The organism is Thauera mechernichensis (assembly GCF_029588855.1).
Classification (GTDB): domain Bacteria; phylum Pseudomonadota; class Gammaproteobacteria; order Burkholderiales; family Rhodocyclaceae; genus Thauera; species Thauera mechernichensis.
Genome location: NZ_JARQZE010000001.1, coordinates 179058 through 198232, shown reverse-complemented (window position 1 = coordinate 198232; position 19175 = coordinate 179058). Strand labels below are relative to the sequence as shown.

At 67.1% G+C, this 19175-nt stretch carries 14 protein-coding genes and 1 other RNA gene; 5 read left to right on the top strand and 10 right to left on the bottom strand.

The features are described from left to right. Positions 1-23 precede the first annotated feature (23 nt). A complete protein-coding gene (locus P7F68_RS01030) occupies positions 24-2735 on the top strand; it encodes a nitrate reductase (protein WP_277829934.1) in 2712 nt (903 codons plus the stop codon). Here the strand turns inward: P7F68_RS01030 and cls are convergent. The 5 genes from cls to P7F68_RS01005 all read right to left on the bottom strand — a co-directional run bounded on the left by cls (position 2716) and on the right by P7F68_RS01005 (position 11430). After that, the gene (cls, locus tag P7F68_RS01025) at positions 2716-4149 is read right to left on the bottom strand and encodes a cardiolipin synthase (RefSeq protein WP_277829933.1); all 1434 of its coding nucleotides are present in this window, start codon (positions 4147-4149) and stop codon (positions 2716-2718) included. The two genes, P7F68_RS01030 and cls, sit on opposite strands and share 20 nt — an antisense overlap. 214 nt (positions 4150-4363) lie before the next feature. Further along, positions 4364-6259 (bottom strand): SLC13 family permease, encoded by a 1896-nt coding sequence (locus P7F68_RS01020; RefSeq protein ID WP_277829932.1) that lies wholly within the window; start codon positions 6257-6259, stop codon positions 4364-4366. Between the two features lie 51 nt (positions 6260-6310). Continuing rightward, positions 6311-9019 carry a cation-translocating P-type ATPase gene (locus P7F68_RS01015; protein WP_277829931.1) on the bottom strand — a complete coding sequence of 903 codons (2709 nt, stop codon included), beginning with the start codon at positions 9017-9019 and terminating at the stop codon, positions 6311-6313. Positions 9020-9142: 123 nt separating this feature from the next. Beyond that, complete coding sequence (locus P7F68_RS01010; RefSeq protein ID WP_277829930.1) at positions 9143-10558, bottom strand: TonB-dependent receptor; 1416 nt, start codon at positions 10556-10558, stop codon at positions 9143-9145. A 29-nt stretch (positions 10559-10587) separates the two neighbouring features. After that, positions 10588-11430, bottom strand: a complete 843-nt coding sequence (locus P7F68_RS01005) for a nitroreductase family protein (RefSeq protein WP_277829928.1) — start codon at positions 11428-11430, stop codon at positions 10588-10590. A 280-nt stretch (positions 11431-11710) separates the two neighbouring features. Between P7F68_RS01005 and P7F68_RS01000 the strand changes: the two genes are divergently transcribed. Further along, a complete protein-coding gene (locus tag P7F68_RS01000; RefSeq protein WP_002943002.1) occupies positions 11711-13402 on the top strand; it encodes an AMP-binding protein in 1692 nt (563 codons plus the stop codon). Positions 13403-13609: 207 nt separating this feature from the next. Further along, positions 13610-13708, top strand: an RNA gene (gene ffs, locus P7F68_RS00995) — signal recognition particle sRNA small type. 60 nt (positions 13709-13768) lie between these two features. Here the strand turns inward: ffs and P7F68_RS00990 are convergent. After that, positions 13769-14671, bottom strand: a complete 903-nt coding sequence (locus P7F68_RS00990; protein WP_277829924.1) for a ZIP family metal transporter — start codon at positions 14669-14671, stop codon at positions 13769-13771. A gap of 212 nt (positions 14672-14883) precedes the next feature. Here P7F68_RS00990 and argB point away from each other — a divergent pair, with 212 nt between their 5' ends. Beyond that, positions 14884-15786, top strand: a complete 903-nt coding sequence (gene argB / locus P7F68_RS00985) for an acetylglutamate kinase (protein ID WP_002924686.1) — start codon at positions 14884-14886, stop codon at positions 15784-15786. Between the two features lie 72 nt (positions 15787-15858). Here the strand turns inward: argB and P7F68_RS00980 are convergent, their stop codons facing one another. Then, positions 15859-16296: an Hsp20/alpha crystallin family protein gene (locus tag P7F68_RS00980; protein ID WP_277829920.1), complete on the bottom strand. Its 438-nt coding sequence runs from the start codon at positions 16294-16296 to the stop codon at positions 15859-15861. Between the two features lie 20 nt (positions 16297-16316). Between P7F68_RS00980 and P7F68_RS00975 the strand changes: the two genes are divergently transcribed. After that, a complete protein-coding gene (locus P7F68_RS00975; protein ID WP_332306969.1) occupies positions 16317-16670 on the top strand; it encodes a cysteine-rich CWC family protein in 354 nt (117 codons plus the stop codon). Here P7F68_RS00975 and P7F68_RS00970 read toward each other — a convergent pair. Genes P7F68_RS00970 through P7F68_RS00960 form a run of 3 tightly spaced genes read right to left on the bottom strand, consistent with a single transcriptional unit; the run spans position 16609 to position 19044 of the window. Further along, complete coding sequence (locus P7F68_RS00970; protein WP_277829917.1) at positions 16609-16995, bottom strand: barstar family protein; 387 nt, start codon at positions 16993-16995, stop codon at positions 16609-16611. The two genes, P7F68_RS00975 and P7F68_RS00970, sit on opposite strands and share 62 nt — an antisense overlap. Next, on the bottom strand, positions 16992-17354 hold the full coding sequence (locus P7F68_RS00965; RefSeq protein ID WP_002924683.1) for a guanyl-specific ribonuclease: 363 nt from the start codon (positions 17352-17354) through the stop codon (positions 16992-16994). The genes P7F68_RS00970 and P7F68_RS00965 overlap by 4 nt, the downstream gene beginning before the upstream one ends. A 43-nt stretch (positions 17355-17397) precedes the next feature. Next, a complete protein-coding gene (locus tag P7F68_RS00960) occupies positions 17398-19044 on the bottom strand; it encodes a tetratricopeptide repeat-containing response regulator (RefSeq protein ID WP_277829914.1) in 1647 nt (548 codons plus the stop codon). Positions 19045-19175: the final 131 nt, after the last annotated feature.

Below are 19175 nucleotides of genomic sequence, written 5' to 3'. Positions count from 1 at the left end.
CCCCGTCGCCATCCCCATCTCCGATGCAGACCCGCGCGACCTGTCCCTATTGTGGCGTCGGCTGCGGTGTGCTGATCGAGCACGACGGCGAACGCATCACCGGTGTGCGCGGGGACCCCGCGCATCCGGCCAACTTCGGCCGCCTGTGCACCAAGGGTTCGACCCTGCACCTCACTGCACGGCCGCAGACACGGCTGCTGTACCCGGAGCTGCGGCGCACGCGCGGCGAGCCACGCCAGCGCGTGGGCTGGGATGAGGCCATCGCCACCGCGGCGAACCGTTTCGCCGAGGTCATCAACACCCATGGCCCGGACGCAGTGGCCTTCTACATCTCCGGCCAGTTGCTGACCGAGGACTACTACGTCTTCAACAAGGCGATGAAGGGCCTGATCGGCAGCAACAACGTCGATACCAACTCGCGGCTGTGCATGTCGAGTGCGGTCGCTGCCTACAAGCAGACCCTGGGCGCGGATGCCCCGCCCTGCGCCTACGAGGACTTCGACCACGCCGACTGCATCCTGATCGCCGGCGCCAATCCGGCCTACGCCCATCCGGTCGCCTTCCGTCGCATCGAGGATGCGAGGAAGGCGCGCCCGCACATGAAGCTGATCGTGGTCGATCCGCGCCGCACCGACACCGCCGCCAGTGCCGACCTTCACCTCGCCATCCTGCCTGGCACCGACATCTGGCTGTACAACGCAATGCTGCATGTGCTGCTGCGCGAGGGCCTGGTCGACGCCGCTTTCATCGCCGCCCATACCGAGGGCTTCGATGCGCTGCGCACGCATGTGGACACGATCACGCCGGCTGTGGCGGCCGGCGCGTGCGGCGTCGCCGAGGCCGACATCGTCACCGCTGCGCGCTGGTGGGGGCAGTCGCCGGCGGCGCTGTCGCTGTGGTGCCAGGGCCTCAACCAGTCCACCCACGGTACCCACAACGGCGCGGCGCTGATCGCGCTGTCGCTCGCCACCGGCAAGATCGGCAAGCCGGGCTGCGGACCGTTCTCGCTCACCGGCCAGCCCAACGCGATGGGCGGGCGCGAGGTGGGCGGGCTGGCCAACCTGCTGTCCGCCCATCGCGACCTGGCCAACCCGGCCCATCGCGAGGAGGTCGCCCGCCTGTGGGGCGTCGACAGCGTGCCCGCCACGCCGGGGTTGACCGCGGTGGAGCTGTTCCAGGCCGTGCGCGAGGGCCGCATCAAGGCGCTGTGGATCGCCTGCACAAATCCGGCGCAGTCGATGCCCGAACTCGAGCGGGTGCGCGAGGCCTTGCAGTGCTGCGACTTCGTCGTGCTGCAGGAGGCGTTTCGCAGCACCGAGACCGCAGCCTTTGCCGATCTCATGCTGCCGGCGGCGACCTGGGGCGAGAAGGAGGGTACGGTGACCAATTCCGAACGCCGTGTAAGCCATGTGCGCCGTGCGCTGCCGCCGCCCGCCGAGGCGCGGCCCGACTGGCGCATCGTTTGCGACTTCGCACGTGCGCTCGGACCGTTGATCGGCAAGCCGCACGCGGCGCACATGTTCGCCTATGACGGCGTGGAGGCGATCTTTGCCGAGCACGTGGCGAGCACCGCCGGACGTGATCTCGACATCACCGGCCTCGACTATGCCCTGCTCGACAGCGCGGGGCCGCAGCAATGGCCGCTCACGGCCGCGATGCGCGCGGCAGGGGAGGTGGGCAGGGGGCGTCTGTATGCCGACGGGCATTTCCCGACCGCGAGCGGCCGTGCACGTTTCGTGGTGCCTGTGCAGGCGAGCACGGCGGAGCAGGTCGATGCCCGCTATCCGCTGCACCTCACCACCGGCCGCCTGCGCGATCAGTGGCACGGCATGAGCCGCACGGGCAAGGTCGCACGCCTGTACAGCCATGTGGACGAGGCCCGCATCGATCTCAACCCCGCCGACCTGCAGGCGTATGGCGTGCACAGTGGGGAACTGCTGCGGGTGTCGAGCCGGCGCGGCGAACTGGTGCTGCGTGCGCATGCGTCGGAGGAGGTCGGGCGCGGCCAGGCCTTCGTGGCCATGCACTGGGGGCGCAACGTACTCGACTCGGGCGGGATCAACGTACTGGTTGGTGGCGACGTGGACCCATTCTCCAGACAACCCGAGCTCAAGCACAGCGCGATTGCCATCGAGCGCGCCGAGCTGCCCTGGCAGATGCTGTTGATGCGTGTCGAGCGTGACGAATGCGCAGCCATCGAGCAAGCCGAGTCCCTGGTGCCGTGGCTCGAACGTTTCGCCTATGCCTCGCTCGCGCTTGCCGGTCGCGATACCGCTGCAGTCGTGATGCGGGTCGCGCATGACCAGCCGATCCCGCCGGCCTGGCTGGCTGAGCTCGATGCCCTGCTCGGGTTGGACGACGACTGCGTGCTGAGCTTCGAGGATCGGCGGCGGGGCATCAGCAAGCGCGCGCGGATCGAGAACGAATGCCTGGTCGGCGTGCGCCTGGCTGGAGACACGGTGGCGGGCGCCTGGCTGCGCGAACTGATGGTGGAGGCGCAGTCCACCGCCGAGCTGCGGCGCTGGCTGCTGGCGCCGCTGTCGGTGCCGCCCGCGGCGGCGGCGGGACGGGGCCGGATCGTGTGCAACTGCCTGAACGTGTCCGAGAACGAGATCGCCGCCGCCATCGGCGCCGGCGCCGATCTCGATGCCTTGCAGGCGAAGTTGGGCTGCGGCACGTCTTGTGGGTCCTGTGTGCCTGAGATCAGGCGCATGCTCACAGCACCGGTGCGGTGAGATGGGCAGCGCGCGAGGCGGCGCGGAACCACCACGGCTGGTCGAGCACCTCGGCCAGCGTCATCTCGCGCGAGCGCGCGAAGTCCGCCTCGAACATGGCCGCCACGTCGCGGCCGAAGCCCTCGTCCAGCACCCAGGCGGTGATCTCGAAGTTGAGGCGGAAGGAGCGGTTGTCGAGGTTGACCGTGCCCACTGCCGCGGCGCCGTCGTCGATGAGCATGGTCTTGCCATGCAGGAAGCCCGCCTGGTAGCGATGGATGTGCACGCCGGCCTCGAGCAGCGGCCCGACGAAAGCGTAGGCCGCGAGCCAGGTGAGGATGTTATCCGGACGCTCAGGGATGAGGATGCGAACGTCCACCCCGCGCAGCGCGGCGAGCTTGAGCGCGTTGAGCACCGATTCGTCAGGTACGAAGTAGGGGCTGGCGATCCAGGCGCGGTGGCGCGCCGATGCGAGCGCATGCTGCACCATCAGGCTGGCGGTCTCGAAGCGGTCGGCGGGGCCGCTCGGCAGCATCAGGACCGGCATGCCACCGTTTGCCGCCGTGGCTGGTTGCCAGTCGAAGTCCAGGATTTCGCCGCTCGCCCAGTGCCAGTCCTCGAGGAAGGACAGCTGCAGGCTGAACACGGCCGGGCCGATGAGCTTCATGTGGGTGTCGCGCCAGGGACCGATGCGGCGGTCGCGACCCAAGTACTCGTCACCGACGTTGAAGCCGCCTACCCAGCCCACGCGGCCGTCGGCGACGATGATCTTGAGGTGGTTGCGGAAGTTGAGCTGAAAGCGATTGCCTGAGCCCTGGGTGGAGTGGAAGGGGCGCACCTCGACACCCGCGGCCCGCAACTCCTGCACATAGCGCCGCGGCAGCCGGTAGCTGCCGATCTCGTCATACAGGAAATGCACCTTCACTCCCGCACGCGCTCGGGCTTCGAGGCAGCGCTTGAGTTCGCGGCCGAGGGCGTCGTCGCGCACGATGTAGAACTGCACCAGCAGATAACGCTCGGCTGCATCGATGCCGGCGAACATGCTGGCGAACGCGGCCTCTCCGTCGATCAGCAACTCGGCTTCGTTGCCGCCGAGCAGTGGCAGCTTGGCCAGACGCTCCATGGCCTGCAGTTGCTGCTGGGCGTCGGGCGGCGTGATTGCGTACTGTCCCACGTGTGACATCTTCTGCGCGAGCTCACGGTAGAGCAGGCTGTCGTCCTCGCGACGGCCGATCACGTAGCCGTTGAAACGGTTCCGCCCGAAAACCCAGTAGGCCGGCACGGTGACGTAAGGGAAGGTGCTCAGCGACACGATCCAGGCCACAGCGCCGGGTGCGGTACGGGTGGACATCAGTGCGTCGATGGAGGACAAGACGCCGAGCGTGTGGGCGACGAAGACCGCCGCAAACACGGCGCGCTTGCGGGTGATCGGCATGATGTGCTCTGCAAGGGTGGGCGCGCTTGGACTCTACTAGCGCGTGGGCCGGCATGCAAAGGTCGCCGGACCCGACCTCCTCCCCTCCCTCAGGAACGATGGATGACACTGCACCTGAGGTTCACGAATTGGCCTGGACTCTTTTCACAAACTCGATCGGACCGGTTGAGTTTCTACCACCATGTAGCCGTGACCTGTGTCCGGCTGCCGAGGGTCAGCCGTGCAGTGGCCAGAAGAGCATGAGCAGGGGGATGGCGATCGCCACGACGAGAAGCTCGAGGGGTAGCCCGAGGCGCCAGTAGTCCCCGAAGCGAAAGCCGCCTGGGCCAAGGATCAGCGTGTTGTTCTGGTGCCCTATGGGGGTTAGGAAGGCGCAAGAGGCGCCGATCGCGACTGCCATCAGGAAAGGGTCGGCGCTTACCCCCAGCGCGGCTGCGGTGCCGATCGCAATCGGGCACATCACCGCCGCGGTCGCGGCGTTGTTCATGAGGTCGGACAGGAACATGGTGACCACCATCACGAGAGTGAGGCCGACGATCGCGTCGCCGCGCGCCACACCCTCGAGCAAGGCGCGCGCGATGAGGTTGGCGCTGCCGGTCGACTCCATCGCCCCCGCGACCGGGATCAGCGCGCCCAGGAGCACGATCACCGACCAGTCGATGCTTTCGTACACCGCGCGCAGCGGCACGGTGCGCAGGGCCATCGAGGCAAGCACGCCGAGCGCGAAGGAGATTGCCGCCGGCAACAGGCCGAGGGCGGCGCCGCCGACCGCGAAGGCCATGACGAGCCCGGCGACCCAGGCCTTGCCGCGGTCGGGGATGCGCAAATCGCGCCGCGCCAGTGGCACGCAGCCCGAGTCGGCGGCGAACTCGCTCAAGGCTTCAAGCGGGCCCTGCATCAGCAGCAGGTCGCCAGCCTGGATCTTCAGGGTCCTCAGCCGGGCCTTGGAGCGCGCGCCCTCGCGCGACACGGCAAGCAGGTTGAGGCCGTAGCGGGTGCGCAGCAGCAGGTCCTTGGCCGAGCGGCCGATGAGGCCGGCCTCGGGGCGGACGACGAGCTCCATCAGGGTGATCTCGTCGTCCTGGGGTGATCTGTCCGCTTCGGCTTCGGCGTCCTCGCCCTCGCTCCCGGCCTTGTGTCCGGCCTTCTCGCCGCCTTTGTCCTGACCGTGGTTCTTTTCGCCCTTGTCCTCCTGCCCGGTCTCGTCCTCCGCGCTCGACGAGCCGGCCTCCTCCAGTTTCAGCCCCAGCGTGGACAGGACCTCGGGCAGGGCGTCCGCCTCGGCCTCGATGACGAGGATGTCGCCCGCGAGCACCTTGCGCCCGGACTGGGGGGCGTTCATGCGAACCTCGTTGCGCACCAGGCCGATGACCTGCGCGTCGGCCCCGTCCAGCGTGCGCTCGATCTCGCGCAGGAGCAGGCCCGCCGCCTTGCTGTCGGGCAGCACGCGCACCTCGGTGACGTAGGCGCCGGTCTCGAAGCCTTCGGTGCTCGCCTTCTCGCGCGCGGGCACGAGGCGCCAGCCGAGCAGCACGATGAACAGGATGCCGCCGAGGGCGACGGCCAGGCCGATCGGGGTGAAGTCGAACATGGCGAAGCCGCCCGTGCCCTGCTGGGCACGGAAGCCGGACACGATCAGGTTGGGCGGGGTGCCGATCATCGTGGTCATGCCGCCGAGAATGGTGCCGAAGGCCAGCGGCATCAGCACCCGCCCGGGCGGCAGCGACAGGCGCCCGGCGAGTTGCATCGCCACCGGCATCAGCAGGGCCATCGCCCCCACGTTGTTCATGAAGCCCGAAAGCAGCGCCCCTAGGCCGACGAGCGCGGCCAGGCTCGCGGCCATGCCCGCCTTGGCGGGCAGCACGCGGGCGGCGAGCACATCGACTGCGCCCGAACTCTGCAGCCCCCGGCTGAGCACCAGCACGCAGGCCACGGTGACCACCGCCGGGTGGCCGAAGCCGGAGAAGGCCTCGGCGGGTGCGACCAGCCCGGCGAGTACGCAGGCGAGCAGGGCACCCGCCGCGACCATGTCGTGGCGCCAGCGCCCCCACAGGAACATGCCAACGGTGGCGGCGAGGATGAGCAGGATCAGGGACTGGTCGTGGGTCATCGCGTTTTCGGAAGAGGCACTACGCAGGCCGGTTCGCCCTCCGAAGGCGGCTTAACCCTGGGCGTTGAGCCGCCTGACCCAGGCCTTCTCCGCCTCGATGAGCAGGAACACCACCAGACCGATGCCCAGCGGCACCAGCCAGTGGCGCAGTTCGAGCGGCGCGGTGCCGAACCAGGTGTTCATGAACGGCAGGTACACGAAGCCCAGTTGCAGCAGCACCAGCACGCCCACCGCGATGAGCGCGGCGCGGTTGGTGAATAGCAACTCGGCGCGCAGGCTCGAGGCGACCAGGAAACGGCTGTTGAAGAGGTAGAAGGCCTGCGCGATGACCAGGGTGTTGACCGCCATGGTGCGCGCCACGCCGAGCTCCATGTCGAGCATCAGCTCGACCTCGAACATGGCGATGGTGGCGCCGCCGATCAGAATCGACACGATCGCCACCCGCCACAGCATCACCCGGCCCATGATCGGTGCTCCCGGCTTGCGCGGCGGGCGCTGCATGACGCCGGGCTCGGCCGGCTCGAAGGCGAGCGCGAGCGCCAGGGTGACCGCCACCACCATGTTCACCCACAGGATCTGCACCGGAGTGAGCGGCAGCGTGAGGCCAAGCACCACCGCGGCGAGCATGACCAGGCCCTGGGCGCCGTTGGTGGGCAGGATGAAGAGGATGGCCTTGCGCAGGTTGTCGTAGATGGTGCGGCCTTCCTCGACTGCGCGCTCGATGGTGGAGAAGTTGTCGTCGGCGAGCACGATCTCGGCGGCCTCCTTGGTGGCCTCGGTGCCCTTGATGCCCATCGCCACGCCGACGTCGGCACGCTTGAGTGCGGGCGCGTCGTTGACGCCGTCGCCGGTCATCGCCACCACCTCGCCGCGCGCCTGCAGGGCCTTGACCAGGCGCAGCTTGTGCTCCGGGCTGGTGCGGGCAAAGATGTCGCAGTCATGGGCGATGGCCTTGAGCGCTTCGTCGCTGGCAGCCTCGATCTCGGCGCCGGTGATCACCTTGAGGCTGTCGGCCGTGCCCAGGCCCATTTCGATGCCGATCGCGCGTGCGGTGCCGGCATGGTCGCCGGTGATCATCTTTACGCGGATGCCGGCCTCGTGGCAGGACTTGATGGCGGTGATCGCCTCCGGGCGCGGCGGGTCGATGATGCCGATGAGGCCGAGGAAGACCATGTCCTCCTCCAGGTCCTCGATCTCCAGCGCGAGCTTGCTGTCGGGAATGTCGCGCGCGGCAGCGGCCAGCACGCGCAGGCCTTCGGCGCTGAGCGCATCGATCTGTGCCTCCCAGAAGCTGCGGTCGAGCGGTTCGAGCTCTCCGCTGGCGCCCAGTTCGTGGTGGCAGCGCTCGAGCAGGCGGTCGGGTGCGCCCTTGAGCAGGATTCGGCGCTGGCCAGCGGGGGTGGTGTTGAGCGTGGCCATGAACTTGTTGGCCGACTCGAAGGGGATGCTGGCGTGGCGCTCGTGGGTGTCGGCGTCGAAGCCGGCCTTGTGCGAAAGCGTGCGCAGCGCGCCTTCGGTCGGTTCGCCGGTAACCCGCCACTGGCCGTCTTCCTCGGCGACGTGGGTGTCGTTGGCCACTGCGACGACCTCGATCACGGCGTGCAGGTGACCGTGGCTGTCGATACTGGCGGCGCGGCCCTCGAGGGTGATCTCGCCCTCGGGGCGGTAGCCGGTGCCGCTGACGTCGTAGAAGCCGCCGCGGGTGACGACGTGGCGGGCGGTCATCTCGTTCTTGGTCAGCGTGCCGGTCTTGTCCGAGCAGATCACGGTGACCGAGCCCAGGGTCTCGACCGCGGTGAGTTTGCGCGTGATGGCGTTGCGCTGTGCCATGCGCTGCACGCCGAGGGCGAGCGTGATGGTGAGGATGGCGGGCAGGCCCTCGGGAATGGCCGCCACCGCGAAGCCGATCGCGGCCAGGAAGACCTCGGCCAGCGGGAAGTCGTGCAGGCTGACCCCGATCACCAGCATCAGCAACGCAAGGGCGACGATGACCACGGACAGGACCTTGCTGAACTGCGCCATCTGCCGGGTGAGTGGCGTCTGCAGGGTCTGCACTTCGGCAATCATGCGGTTGATGCGGCCGAGTTCGGTGTTGGGGCCGGTGGCGGTGACCACGCCGATACCGCGTCCGGCGGCCACCAGGGTGCCTGAGTAAGCCATGCCGAAACGGTCGCCGACGCCGGCATCGGCGGCCACCGGCGCGGTATTCTTGTCTGCTGGCACGGACTCGCCGGTGAGGGCGGACTCCTCGATACGCAGATTGGTGGCCTCGATCAGGCGCAGGTCGGCGGGTACGCGGTCGCCCGAGCGCAGGCGCACGATGTCGCCCGGCACCAGGCCGTCGGCCTCGACCTCGGACCATTGGTCGTCACGCCGCGCGTGGGCATGCACCGACAGCATCTTGCGGATGCCTTCGAGGGCTTCCTCGGCCTTGCCTTCCTGGATGAAGCCGATGATGGCGTTGATGACCACCACGCCGAGGATGACGCCGGTGTCGATCCAGTGCCCGAGCAGCGCGGTGATGCCGGCTGCGGCGATCAGGATGTAGATGAGGATGTCGTGGAAGTGCTTGAAGAAGCGCTTGAGCAGCCCGTCCTTGGGTGGCTGGGGCAGGCGGTTGGGACCGACCTCGGCGAGGCGGCGGGCCGCCTCCGCGTTGCTCAGGCCCTTGCCTCTGGCGCCGAGCTGGTCGAGGACGGCATCGGCTTCGAGGGCGTGGGGGCGGTCGATCTGCAGTTGGACGGGGTGATTGAGGCTCATGCGCTTGCTCGCGAGTTAGCCCGTTGGGGCGCGGTGTTGATGTTGCGGCGCAATAAAGAGCATGCCGTTGTCGCGAAAGTTCCGCAAGCGCGCAGCGCGGTTGGCGTGCGCGCGGCCGCCGGGCTATTCGGTGTCGTAGCCCAGCAGTCGCGATTCGATGATGCGTTTTGCAACGCCCTCGGGTACGTCGGCCTCCCACTCGCCGCGGCCGCGGCGCAGGCCGGCGAGTACCTCGGCGACGTCGATGTGCAGATGGCTGTCGTCCTGCGGCTGCACCGCCACTAGCTTGTCGTTGTCCTTGAGGTGGGCGAGCAGGTGGTGCAGGTTGGCCGGCACCTGCACGTTGTCGAGCGTGACCATGGCCGAGGCGTCGGTGCCGCGCGGACGCGAGGGGTAAACGTACACGTGGGTGTTGTCAGGGAAGAGCTTGCCGAAGGCCTCCAGGATGCCGCCCTCGAGACCTTCGTAGTACTTCTCATCGAACAGGAACTGGAAGTCGCGCACCGACAGCACGATGCCGATCGGCTTCTGCGTGTAGCGTCGCAGGTAGGCGCGCAGGCGGAAGAAGCGCACGTAGTCGGAGATCATCACCGTGTAGCCCTGCGAGGCGAGCAGGTCGATACGGGCGAGGAAGTCGGCACCGTCAACGTTGTCGCCGCTGATCAGCGAGTTCATCGTCACTTCCGCCAGCGACAGGATCTCGTTCTCGTCCACCGCGGCGAGCTGGCTGAACTGGCGCAGGCCGGCGCTCATCATGTCCACGTTGACGTAGGTCACCGGCTTGAAGCTGCCGCGCATCACCATCACGGGCTTGCGGTAGAAGAGCTCGCCCGGCACCACCACCTCGCCCTGCGGGTTGAACACCACCGCCCGCGTGAGCCAGCTGCGGATCAGGTGCAGGTTCATCAGGCGGTTCTCGACCTCCTCGAAGTAGGGGCCGGAGAAGTGGATGAGGTCGACCTCGATGCGCTCGGAGCCGAGCCCGTCGGCCAGACCCTCGACGATCCACTCTGGATTCTGGTGGTGGAAGAAGGCGCCGTGGATGAGATTGACGCCAAGGATGCCGAGCGCTTCCGACTGCAGCGCGTTGTCGTTGTCGAGCATGCGCACGTGCATGATCACGTCGCTCGGCTCGGCGCCCGGGTGCAGCTGAAGGCGGATGCCGACCCAGCCGTGGCATTCGTTCTTCTGCTTGAAGCTGCGCGCGGTGACGGTGGCCGCATAAGCGAAGAAGGTGGTGTTCTTGGCGCGCACGTGGGCGAGGCGGGCGACGACCTGGGTGAACTCCTTGTCCAGCATCTGCAGCAGGCGAGCGCGGCTCACGTAGCGGTCGACATGGCCGTAGATGTCGTCGCTCACCGCCATGTCGTAGGCCGACATGGTCTTGGCGATGGTGCCCGCAGCCGCGCCGACCTGGAAGAAGCGGCGCGCCACCTCCTGGCCGGCGCCGATCTCGACGATCGAGCCGTACTTGTACTTGTCGAGGTTGACTGCGAGGGCCTTCTGGTCGGTGGTCAGGGAAGTGTTGCGGCTGCGCATGGCGGTCTCCGGCGAATGCGGGCGGGGGATTACTTGAGCTTGAAGCCGAGTGCGTGCAGGGCCTCGACCAGGCGGTCGCGCCCGGAGAGGCTCTCTGGTCCGGCGATGCGCTTGGCGGAATGGACGTCCCAGGTGCCATGCACCTTCATCTGTTGTGCTTCGTAGAACCGCGCCATCGCCTGGTTGTAGGCTTCGACCCCGGCGTCCAGCGGGTCCTGGCAATAGCGTTCGTGATGCAGCACCACCGACTGCGCGGGGCGGGGCTTGACCGCTGCAGGCTTGGTGGGGTCGGGCCTGCCGACGCACATGCCGAACACTGCGAACGCTTCGCTCGGTAGCCCGAGCAGCGTTGCAACCTGCTCGGGCTGGTTGCGCATGCCGCCGATATAGACGGTGCCCAGACCGAGCGACTCGGCAGCAGCCGCCGCGTTTTGCGCGGCCAGCGCGGCGTCGATCACCGCGGTCAGGAACAGCTCGGTGTAGTCGAGTCCTGCCGAGGGGCGTCCGAGCTGGGCGGCAACGTGTCTCAGGCGGGCGAGGTCCGCCAGCCACACCAGTTGCAGTGGGGCCTCGCGGACATGAACCTGGTCGCCGGCACAGTGCGCCAGCTGCGCGCGGGTGTCGGCGTCACGCACCGCCACCACCGACCACAGGTTGAGGTTGGACGAACTCGCGGCCGATTGCGCCGCGGCGATGATGGCGGCAAGTTCCGCCTCGCTGACCGGGTCGGGCAGATAGGCGCGCACCGACCGATGCGACAGGAGCTGCTCGATGAATGGGTTCAGCGCGTCGGCGGCAGGGCATGCTGTGCTGCCATAGCGCGCCTCCAGGCCTGGATGAGGTGCGCGATGGGGGCCAGGTGTGACGGACATGGGCGCTCCGCTCGAGTGGGCAAACCATGCGAGTATAGCGACTCTGCTGCGGCAGCCGAAGATAACTCGGCTCTCGTGCGCGTGCCGTGGATACGGCCGCTTGCGGTGGAGGGCAGAAATCCGGGCGCGATTTGATCTCGGTCGTTGCATTACGTTAACGTCAACGTAAAATTCCGGCCCTGGAGGCCGGCGTGACGACAGTGGATGCCCCTGGCGCAGGGGGTGACGCCGCCCCGGTCACGCAATATCGATTTCAATGACGTCCTGGAGAGGAGAGCACATGAGCGCTGTTACCGAGTTCCTGGCTGCACGCGACTTCCTGCTGCAGCATCGCAGCGACTACGCCACCGCCTATGCCGGCTTCAAGTGGCCGCAACTCAAGGAGTTCAACTGGGCGCTGGACTACTTCGACACCATGGCCAAGGGTAACGACAGCCCGGCACTGTGGATCATCGAAGAGGACGGCAGCGAGGCCAGGCTGTCGTTTGCCGAGATGTCGGCGCGCTCGAACCGCGTCGCCAACTGGCTGCGCAAGCAGGGCGTCAAGCGCGGCGAGCGCATCCTCATCATGCTCGGCAACGAAGTGCCGCTGTGGGAAACCATGCTCGCCGCGATCAAGCTCGGGGCAGTGGTGATCCCGGCGACCACGCTGCTGACCCCGGATGACCTGGTGGACCGCGTCGAGCGCGGCCAGGTCAAGCATGTGGTGATCGGCAAGGCGCACACCGACAAGTTCGAGAATCTCCCTGGCGCCTTTGGCCGCATCGCAGTGGGCGGCGCGCCCGCTGGCTGGAAGGCCTTCGAAGAGGCCGCGGCCGAATCCGACCAGTTCACCCCGGACGGCGTGACCCGCGTCGACGACCCGCTGCTGCTTTACTTCACCTCGGGTACCACCTCCAAGCCCAAGCTGGTGCTGCATACCCACCAGTCCTACCCGGTCGGCCACCTGTCGACGATGTACTGGATCGGCCTGAAGCCCAACGACCGTCACATGAACATCTCCTCGCCGGGCTGGGCCAAGCACGCCTGGAGCTGCTTCTTCGCGCCCTGGAACGCTGGTGCCTGCGTGTTCCTGTACAACTACAACCGCTTCAACGCCAAGGCCCTGCTCGACGTGCTGGTGAAGTACGAAGTCACCACCATGTGTGCGCCCCCGACCGTATGGCGCATGCTGATCCAGCAGGATCTGGCCGCGGTGAAGACCAAGCTGCGCGAACTCATCGGCGCCGGCGAGCCGCTCAACCCCGAAGTGATCGAGCAGGTGAAGAAGGCCTGGGGCATCACCATCCGCGACGGCTTCGGCCAGACCGAGACCACCGCGCAGATCGGCAACACGCCCGACCAGCCGCTCAAGCCTGGCTCCATGGGCCGCCCGCTGCCCGGCTACAGGATTGCCCTGCTCGACGCCGACAGCAAGCCTTCGGTCGAGGGCGAGGTCTCGCTGGTGATGGGCGAGCATCGTCCGGTCGGCCTGATGGTCGGCTACTCGGGTGATCCGGCCAAGACCGCCGAGGTCATGCGAGACGGCCACTACCGCACCGGCGACGTTGCCAGCATCGACGAGGAAGGCTACATCACCTACGTCGGTCGCGCAGACGATGTGTTCAAGGCCTCTGATTACCGCATCAGCCCCTTTGAACTCGAGAGCGTGCTCATCGAGCACCCGGCGGTGGCCGAAGCCGCAGTGGTGCCGAGCCCGGATCCGGTGCGCCTGGCTGTGCCCAAGGCCTTCGTGATCCTGGTCGCCGGCCAGGAGCCCAGCAAGGAGCTCGCCAAGGACATCTTCGCCTTCACCCGCGAACGCCTGGCCCCGTACAAGCGCATCCGCCGCCTGTCCTTCGCCGACCTGCCCAAGACCATCTCGGGCAAGATCCGCCGTGTGGAGTTGCGCAAGGCCGAAGAGGCGCGTGGCGAGGCGGCTCGCGGCGAGCTGGAGTTCTTCGAAGAGGACTTCCCCGAGCTCAAGGGCTGACGATGCCTGTGGCGAGCTTCCCCTAGCGCCCCCCGCGGCGCGTGCCGCCTTCAGACCCTCGCGGCTCGCGCCGCTCCCACCGGGGTAAGCGCGAGGCGAGGTGCTGTAGGAGCGGCGCGAGCCGCGAGCTGTTCAGCCGGGGAGAGTCTCGCTGCCGCGCATCGGAGGTCGCCCGGCGCGGCGTTGTGCTGCTACAATGCCGGTCGTGGCGGGTCTCCCCGCATTGCAGCGCGGTGAACCTGGTCAGGGCCGGAAGGCAGCAGCCACAGCCGTTTCCTGCAAGTGCCGGGGGTCAGGCTCGCCACCCTCATTCCTGAACGACGAAGGGCGCCCATTGCGGCGCCCTTCGTTTTTTCGTGCCCGTGCTCAGCCGAGCAGCGTGTCCATCACCATCATCAGCACGAAGCCCACCATCAGCCCGGCCGTGGCGAGTGTCTCATGGCCACGGCGGTGCGACTCCGGGATGATCTCGTGGCTGACCACGAACAGCATCGCACCTGCTGCGCCTGCCAGCCCCCAAGGCAGGATCATCGCCGACACCGACACCATCATCGAGCCGGCGATGGCAGCAATCGGCTCGATCAGCCCGGACATCGCGGCGACGCCGAAAGCCAGCCAGCGGCTGTAGCCGGCCGAGACCAGGGCGATTGCCACGATCAGACCTTCGGGGACGTTCTGCAACGAGATCCCTGCGGCCACTGCGTCGCCCGAACCGACTCCACTGCCATTGAGGCCTGCGGCCACGCCGATGGCCAAGCCCTCGGGGACGTTGTGCACCGCGATCGCGAACACGAACAGCCACACCGCGCCGGCGCTGCGGCGGCCTTCGGGGGCATGGGTGTGGGGCAGGGCGCGGTCCATCGCCAGCAGCCCGCCAGCGCCGAGCAGCACGCCGAACGCGACCAGGGTGATGGCGCTGAGCGCCGACCCGGTTTGCGCCTGGGCAGCCTCGAAGGCAGGCAGCAGCAACGAGAAGATACTGGCCGCAAGCATCACACCAGCCCCGAAGCCAAGCAGCATGCCCTGCACGCTGGCGCCGATGCGCCGCACCACCAGCAGCGGTGCGGCGCCGAGCGCAGTGGCGGCTGCGGCCATCGCGCCACCGGAGACGGCACCGGACACCGGGAGTTCGAACCCTTCGATGCTGCGCACGAACTGCGCGACGATCAGGGCAAGGCCGGTGAGGGCGATGAGCCAGCCACTGAGCGCGCGCAACGCGCCGGCCGGGCTGGCAGGCTGGAAATGCAGGCGGGCAACTTTGTCGACCATGATCGGGCTCCTTCACGAGGCGGTGAACGCCCCACACAGAATCAGTATGGAATTGCTGCGTTAATAGCTCCAATTAAATGATTTCAATTTGTCGATTACTTCAGAGTATGCGGAGGGGCGTGGCGACTCGATTTGTGCACTGCGGTTACGTGCTGCTTTCGGTTCGCACGGCGGGCCACTAGAATCCGGCTGTTCGCTCAAGGAGTTTCCCGATGACCCAGACCGCCCTCCAGCAAGACGTAACCCCCGCCCGCAAGGCCGAGATCCTGGCCGAGGCCCTGCCCTACATCAAGCGCTTCTTCGACAAGACCATCGTCATCAAGTACGGTGGCAACGCGATGACCGACCCTCACCTCAAGGACTGCTTCGCGCGCGACGTCGTGTTGCTCAAGCTGGTCGGTCTGAACCCGGTCGTGGTGCACGGGGGCGGCCCGCAGATCGAGAACCTGCTTGCCCGTGTCGGCAAGAAGGGCGAGTTCATCCAGGGCATGCGCGTGACCGATGCCGAGACCATGGAAGTGGTGGAGATGGTGTTGGGCGGTCAGGTCAACAAGGAGATCGTGAACCTGATCAACAAGCACGGTGGCAAGGCTGTGGGCCTGACTGGCAAGGACGCCGGCTTCATCCGTGCCAAGAAGCTGCTGATGCAGAAGAAGGATGCGCCCGAGGGAGACCTGATCGATGTAGGCCAGGTGGGTGAGATCACCGGCATCGATCCCAGCCTCATCGCCTTCCTGGACCAGGGCGACTTCATCCCCGTCATCGCGCCGATCGGTGTCGGTGAGGAGGGCGAGACCTACAACATCAACGCTGACGTGGTCGCGGGCAAGCTGGCCGAGATCCTCAAGGCGGAGAAGCTGGTGCTGCTCACCAACACCCCCGGCGTGCTCGACAAGGCGGGCAACTTGCTCACCGGGCTGACGCCGCGCCAGATCGACGATCTGGTGGCCGACGGCACGCTGTCGGGCGGCATGTTGCCAAAGATCGGTTCGGCGCTGGATGCGGCGCGCAACGGCGTGAAGTCGGTGCACATCATCGACGGCCGCGTGGAGCATTGCCTGTTGCTCGAGATCCTGACCGACCACGGCGTCGGCACGATGATCAAGAGCAAGTAAGCGCTCGCTTCCAGGTCAGCAAGAAAAACGGCGGCCTTGGCCGCCGTTACCTTACGCGAGACGCCGCGATACTCAGTCGATGGTCAGCCGCTTGGCCTGAGCCTCGGCCTTCTTCGGCAGCTTGAGTTCGAGCACACCATCGTTGAGCCGGGCCGAAGCCTTGGCTTCGTCGATCTCCTGGCCAAGCTGGAAGCTGCGCGAGACCTTGCCGAAGTAGCGTTCGGTGCGCAGCACCTTCTCGCCGTCCTTGACTTCCTTCTCCTGCTTGCGCTCGGCACTGATCGACACCACAGGGCCGTCGATATGAACGTGGATGTCTTCCTTCTTCATTCCCGGCAGTTCGGCATGGACCTCGTAGGCGTCGGTGTTCTCCCGGACGTCGACCCGCATCTGCGGGGCGTCGGCACTCACGTTGGCGACGTTGCTGCCGCCGAAGTCGACCGGGCGAACGAAGAAGCCACGGAAGAAGTCCTCCAGCGGGTCGGGACGGCGGGTGAGGTTGTTGCTCATGGCGCGATCTCCTGTGTTCGATGTTTGCCGGTCGATCCCGGCCTCAACACGAATATAGGTGCTCGCGATCGCATTTCAAGACCGGCGAGTCCCCCAGTTGCAAGCCACTATCCAAAGGCGCTTCGAGCATGAATTCAAAGCCTGCACTTTCGACCAACCGCTGTCCGCGCTGCGCTGCGACGTTCACCTGCGGCATGCAGGCGGGCGAGGCTGCATGCTGGTGCGCAGCCTTTCCGTCGGCATTCGCGGTGCCTTCTGTGGGCTCCGTTGATCCGGCCTTGGGGTGCTACTGCCCGCGTTGCCTCGCTGAGCTCATCGATCAGAAGCGGGCGCTGCAGGGTGGGGCGGCGGCGACTCCGGCGCAAGATCGCTGAACACCACTTCGAAGGTGATGCCTTCTTCGGCCCACCACGCGGCGGCGGTGTCGAGGACCTCCACCGCGGTCGCCAGCGTTTCGGGGTCGGCCGCACGCAGTGCCTCGGCGTGGGTGAGGATGATTCGATAGCCGGGTGCCGGCAACCATGAAAGGTCGGTCAGGCAATCTGCCAGTGCATCCCAGTTGTGACCGAACCAGTCCGGGAACTGCAGCGCGCTGGCGAGGCGTGCGAGCAGCGTTGCCTTGTCCCTGCAGTCGCTGAGGTCGATGCGGCATTCGAGGGCCGCATCGGCGGCGTTGAAGCGTGGGGCGTCGGCTGTCATGGCAGTGCTTCGATCTGGCGGAAACTGCGGTAGTGGTCGGCGGTGTAGTAGAACACTTCGGGTGGATCGCCGCCGGTGACGATGCGGCGTGCGCCGCGATCGCGTGCGCCGGGCGTGGGGACCGTGTATTCGCGATAGTAGCCGCGTGGCTTGATGGGCAGCAGGCGCTCGCGATTCTGGAAGGTGGTGCCATCCTTGCGATACGGGAAGGGGCCGCCGCGCTGAATCAGGGCAAGCGTCTCGATTGCCTCCGCTGGCAGTCCTGCGTGCGAGGGCAGGGTGCTGCGAGAGTCGGCGGGTGAGCAGGCGGTGAGCAGGCCGAGCAGGCCAAGCAGCAGGAGCAAGCGACGAATCAGCATCCGGGTTACCTGATGGGGCAGCAAAAGGGGTAAGAAAAGGGGGTCAGGCGGTGCGCGTCTTCTGCATCACGCGCTCGGGGCGGATGCCGTAGCGCTTGATCAGTTCGTGCATGAAGGCGGTGATGGCCGCCAGGCGCGGATTCGCGGGGGACAGGCGCTGGGCACGCTGAATGAGGTTGCGGGCCTGGACGGCGAATGCATCATTCCAGCCGCGGTGCTCGATGTGGCGCAGTAGCGCGAGGGCGGCATTGAACAGCACATGCGGATTGCCCGGCATCTTGCGGGCGGCGTTCATCATCTCGCTCACCGCGCCTTCGTAATCACCCGCGTGGGCTTTTTCTGCGCCCGTGGTGACAAGCGACTTCACCTCGGCCTGGATCTGAGCCTCGATTTCACGGGAGAGCTGGTCGAGGCCACGTGCCTTCAAGGCTGCGCGCGTCGTCTCGAGCGTGCGATCGTCGGCCGAGGTGCGCATCAGGTCGGCGAGCAGGGCGCTGCCCTGGTCGTCGAGCTGCTGGTCGAGGCAGGAACTGATCAGGTCCTGGCGCAATCCGACCGACAGCTCGCGAATACGGTCGCCGTGGCGCAGGGCGCTGACCATCGCCTGGCGGGCGGCGGCCTTGTCCTGCTGATGCGCGTGCAGCAGGGCGTTGCCAACGGCGGCGCACAGCTCGCCCTTGGCCTGCCTGCCCATGTTGCGTTCGAGGTCGCTCAGCGTGCTGCGAGCAGCATCCACCTTCTGCTGTGCGAGCTGGGCCTGGAGCAGGCGGATGTGATCCTCGGGGTCGCGGAACTCAGAGTACTTGCCGCGCTGAACGACCTCGGCCAGGTTGCGCTCCGCGCTTGCCGCATCACCGGTCGATAGTGCAAGGGTACCCAACTGGCGCAGGCGGCGGCTGCGGTAGGGCGACAGGCTGGTCGCCTTCTCGAGGGTCGTGCAGGCTTGTTCCGGACGGCCGGTTTCCTCGTAGAGGCGCGCGAGCAGTTCGTAGGCCTCGATGAAGCGCTCGTGACGGGCGAGAACCTCGTCGAGCACGTGCTCGGCCTCGATGTAGGCCTTCCTGAGCAGCAGCATGCGGGCGAGGCCGAGCACCGCCCAGGGGATGCTGCGTGCGGACAGGATCTCGCGGTAGCGCGATTCGGCCTCCGCGACCTGGCCGATGCTGGCGTGCAGTTCTGCCTCCAGCCGCATGAAATCCACCAGAAGCGTCGGATGTTCGTCGCGCGCGATGCGGCAGTATTCGATTGCGCCCACCGGGTCGCCGATACGCATCAGTTGCCACGCGGGCAGGAAGGCATCGCGTTTTTCGAGTGCGCGCAGCAGCCGCACGCGAAGCGTCTCCGCGGTCAGCGGCTTGAGGATGTAGTCGTTGGGTAGCAGCTCGCAGGCGCTTGTGACGCGCTCGTAGTTGCGCTCGCCGGTGATCATCACGAACAAGGTGTCGAGCGGGATGATCTCGTGCTGGCGCAGGTCTTCGAGCAGGTGCTGACCATCCTGGCCATCGCCCAGGTTGTACTCGCACAGGATGAGGTCGAAGCGCTGCTCGCGCAGCTTGCGCATCGCCATCGTCGCCGACACGGCGAACTGCGGTGATTCGACGCCAATGGAGTTCAGCATCGTGCGCAGCTGCGTGCGCATCGTCGCCTGGCTCTCGACAACGAGAACATCGATCTCGTGGGGCAGCAGCATGGGGTGCTCGGTCTCGCGGTCAAAGGCACGATTGAGCGTGCAATGACCATAGATTACGGCAGCCGACGCAAAGGCTGAAGCCCCTGCGGCGGGAAATCGGGGACTTCCTCGCCGCAGGGGCTTGCGGTGGT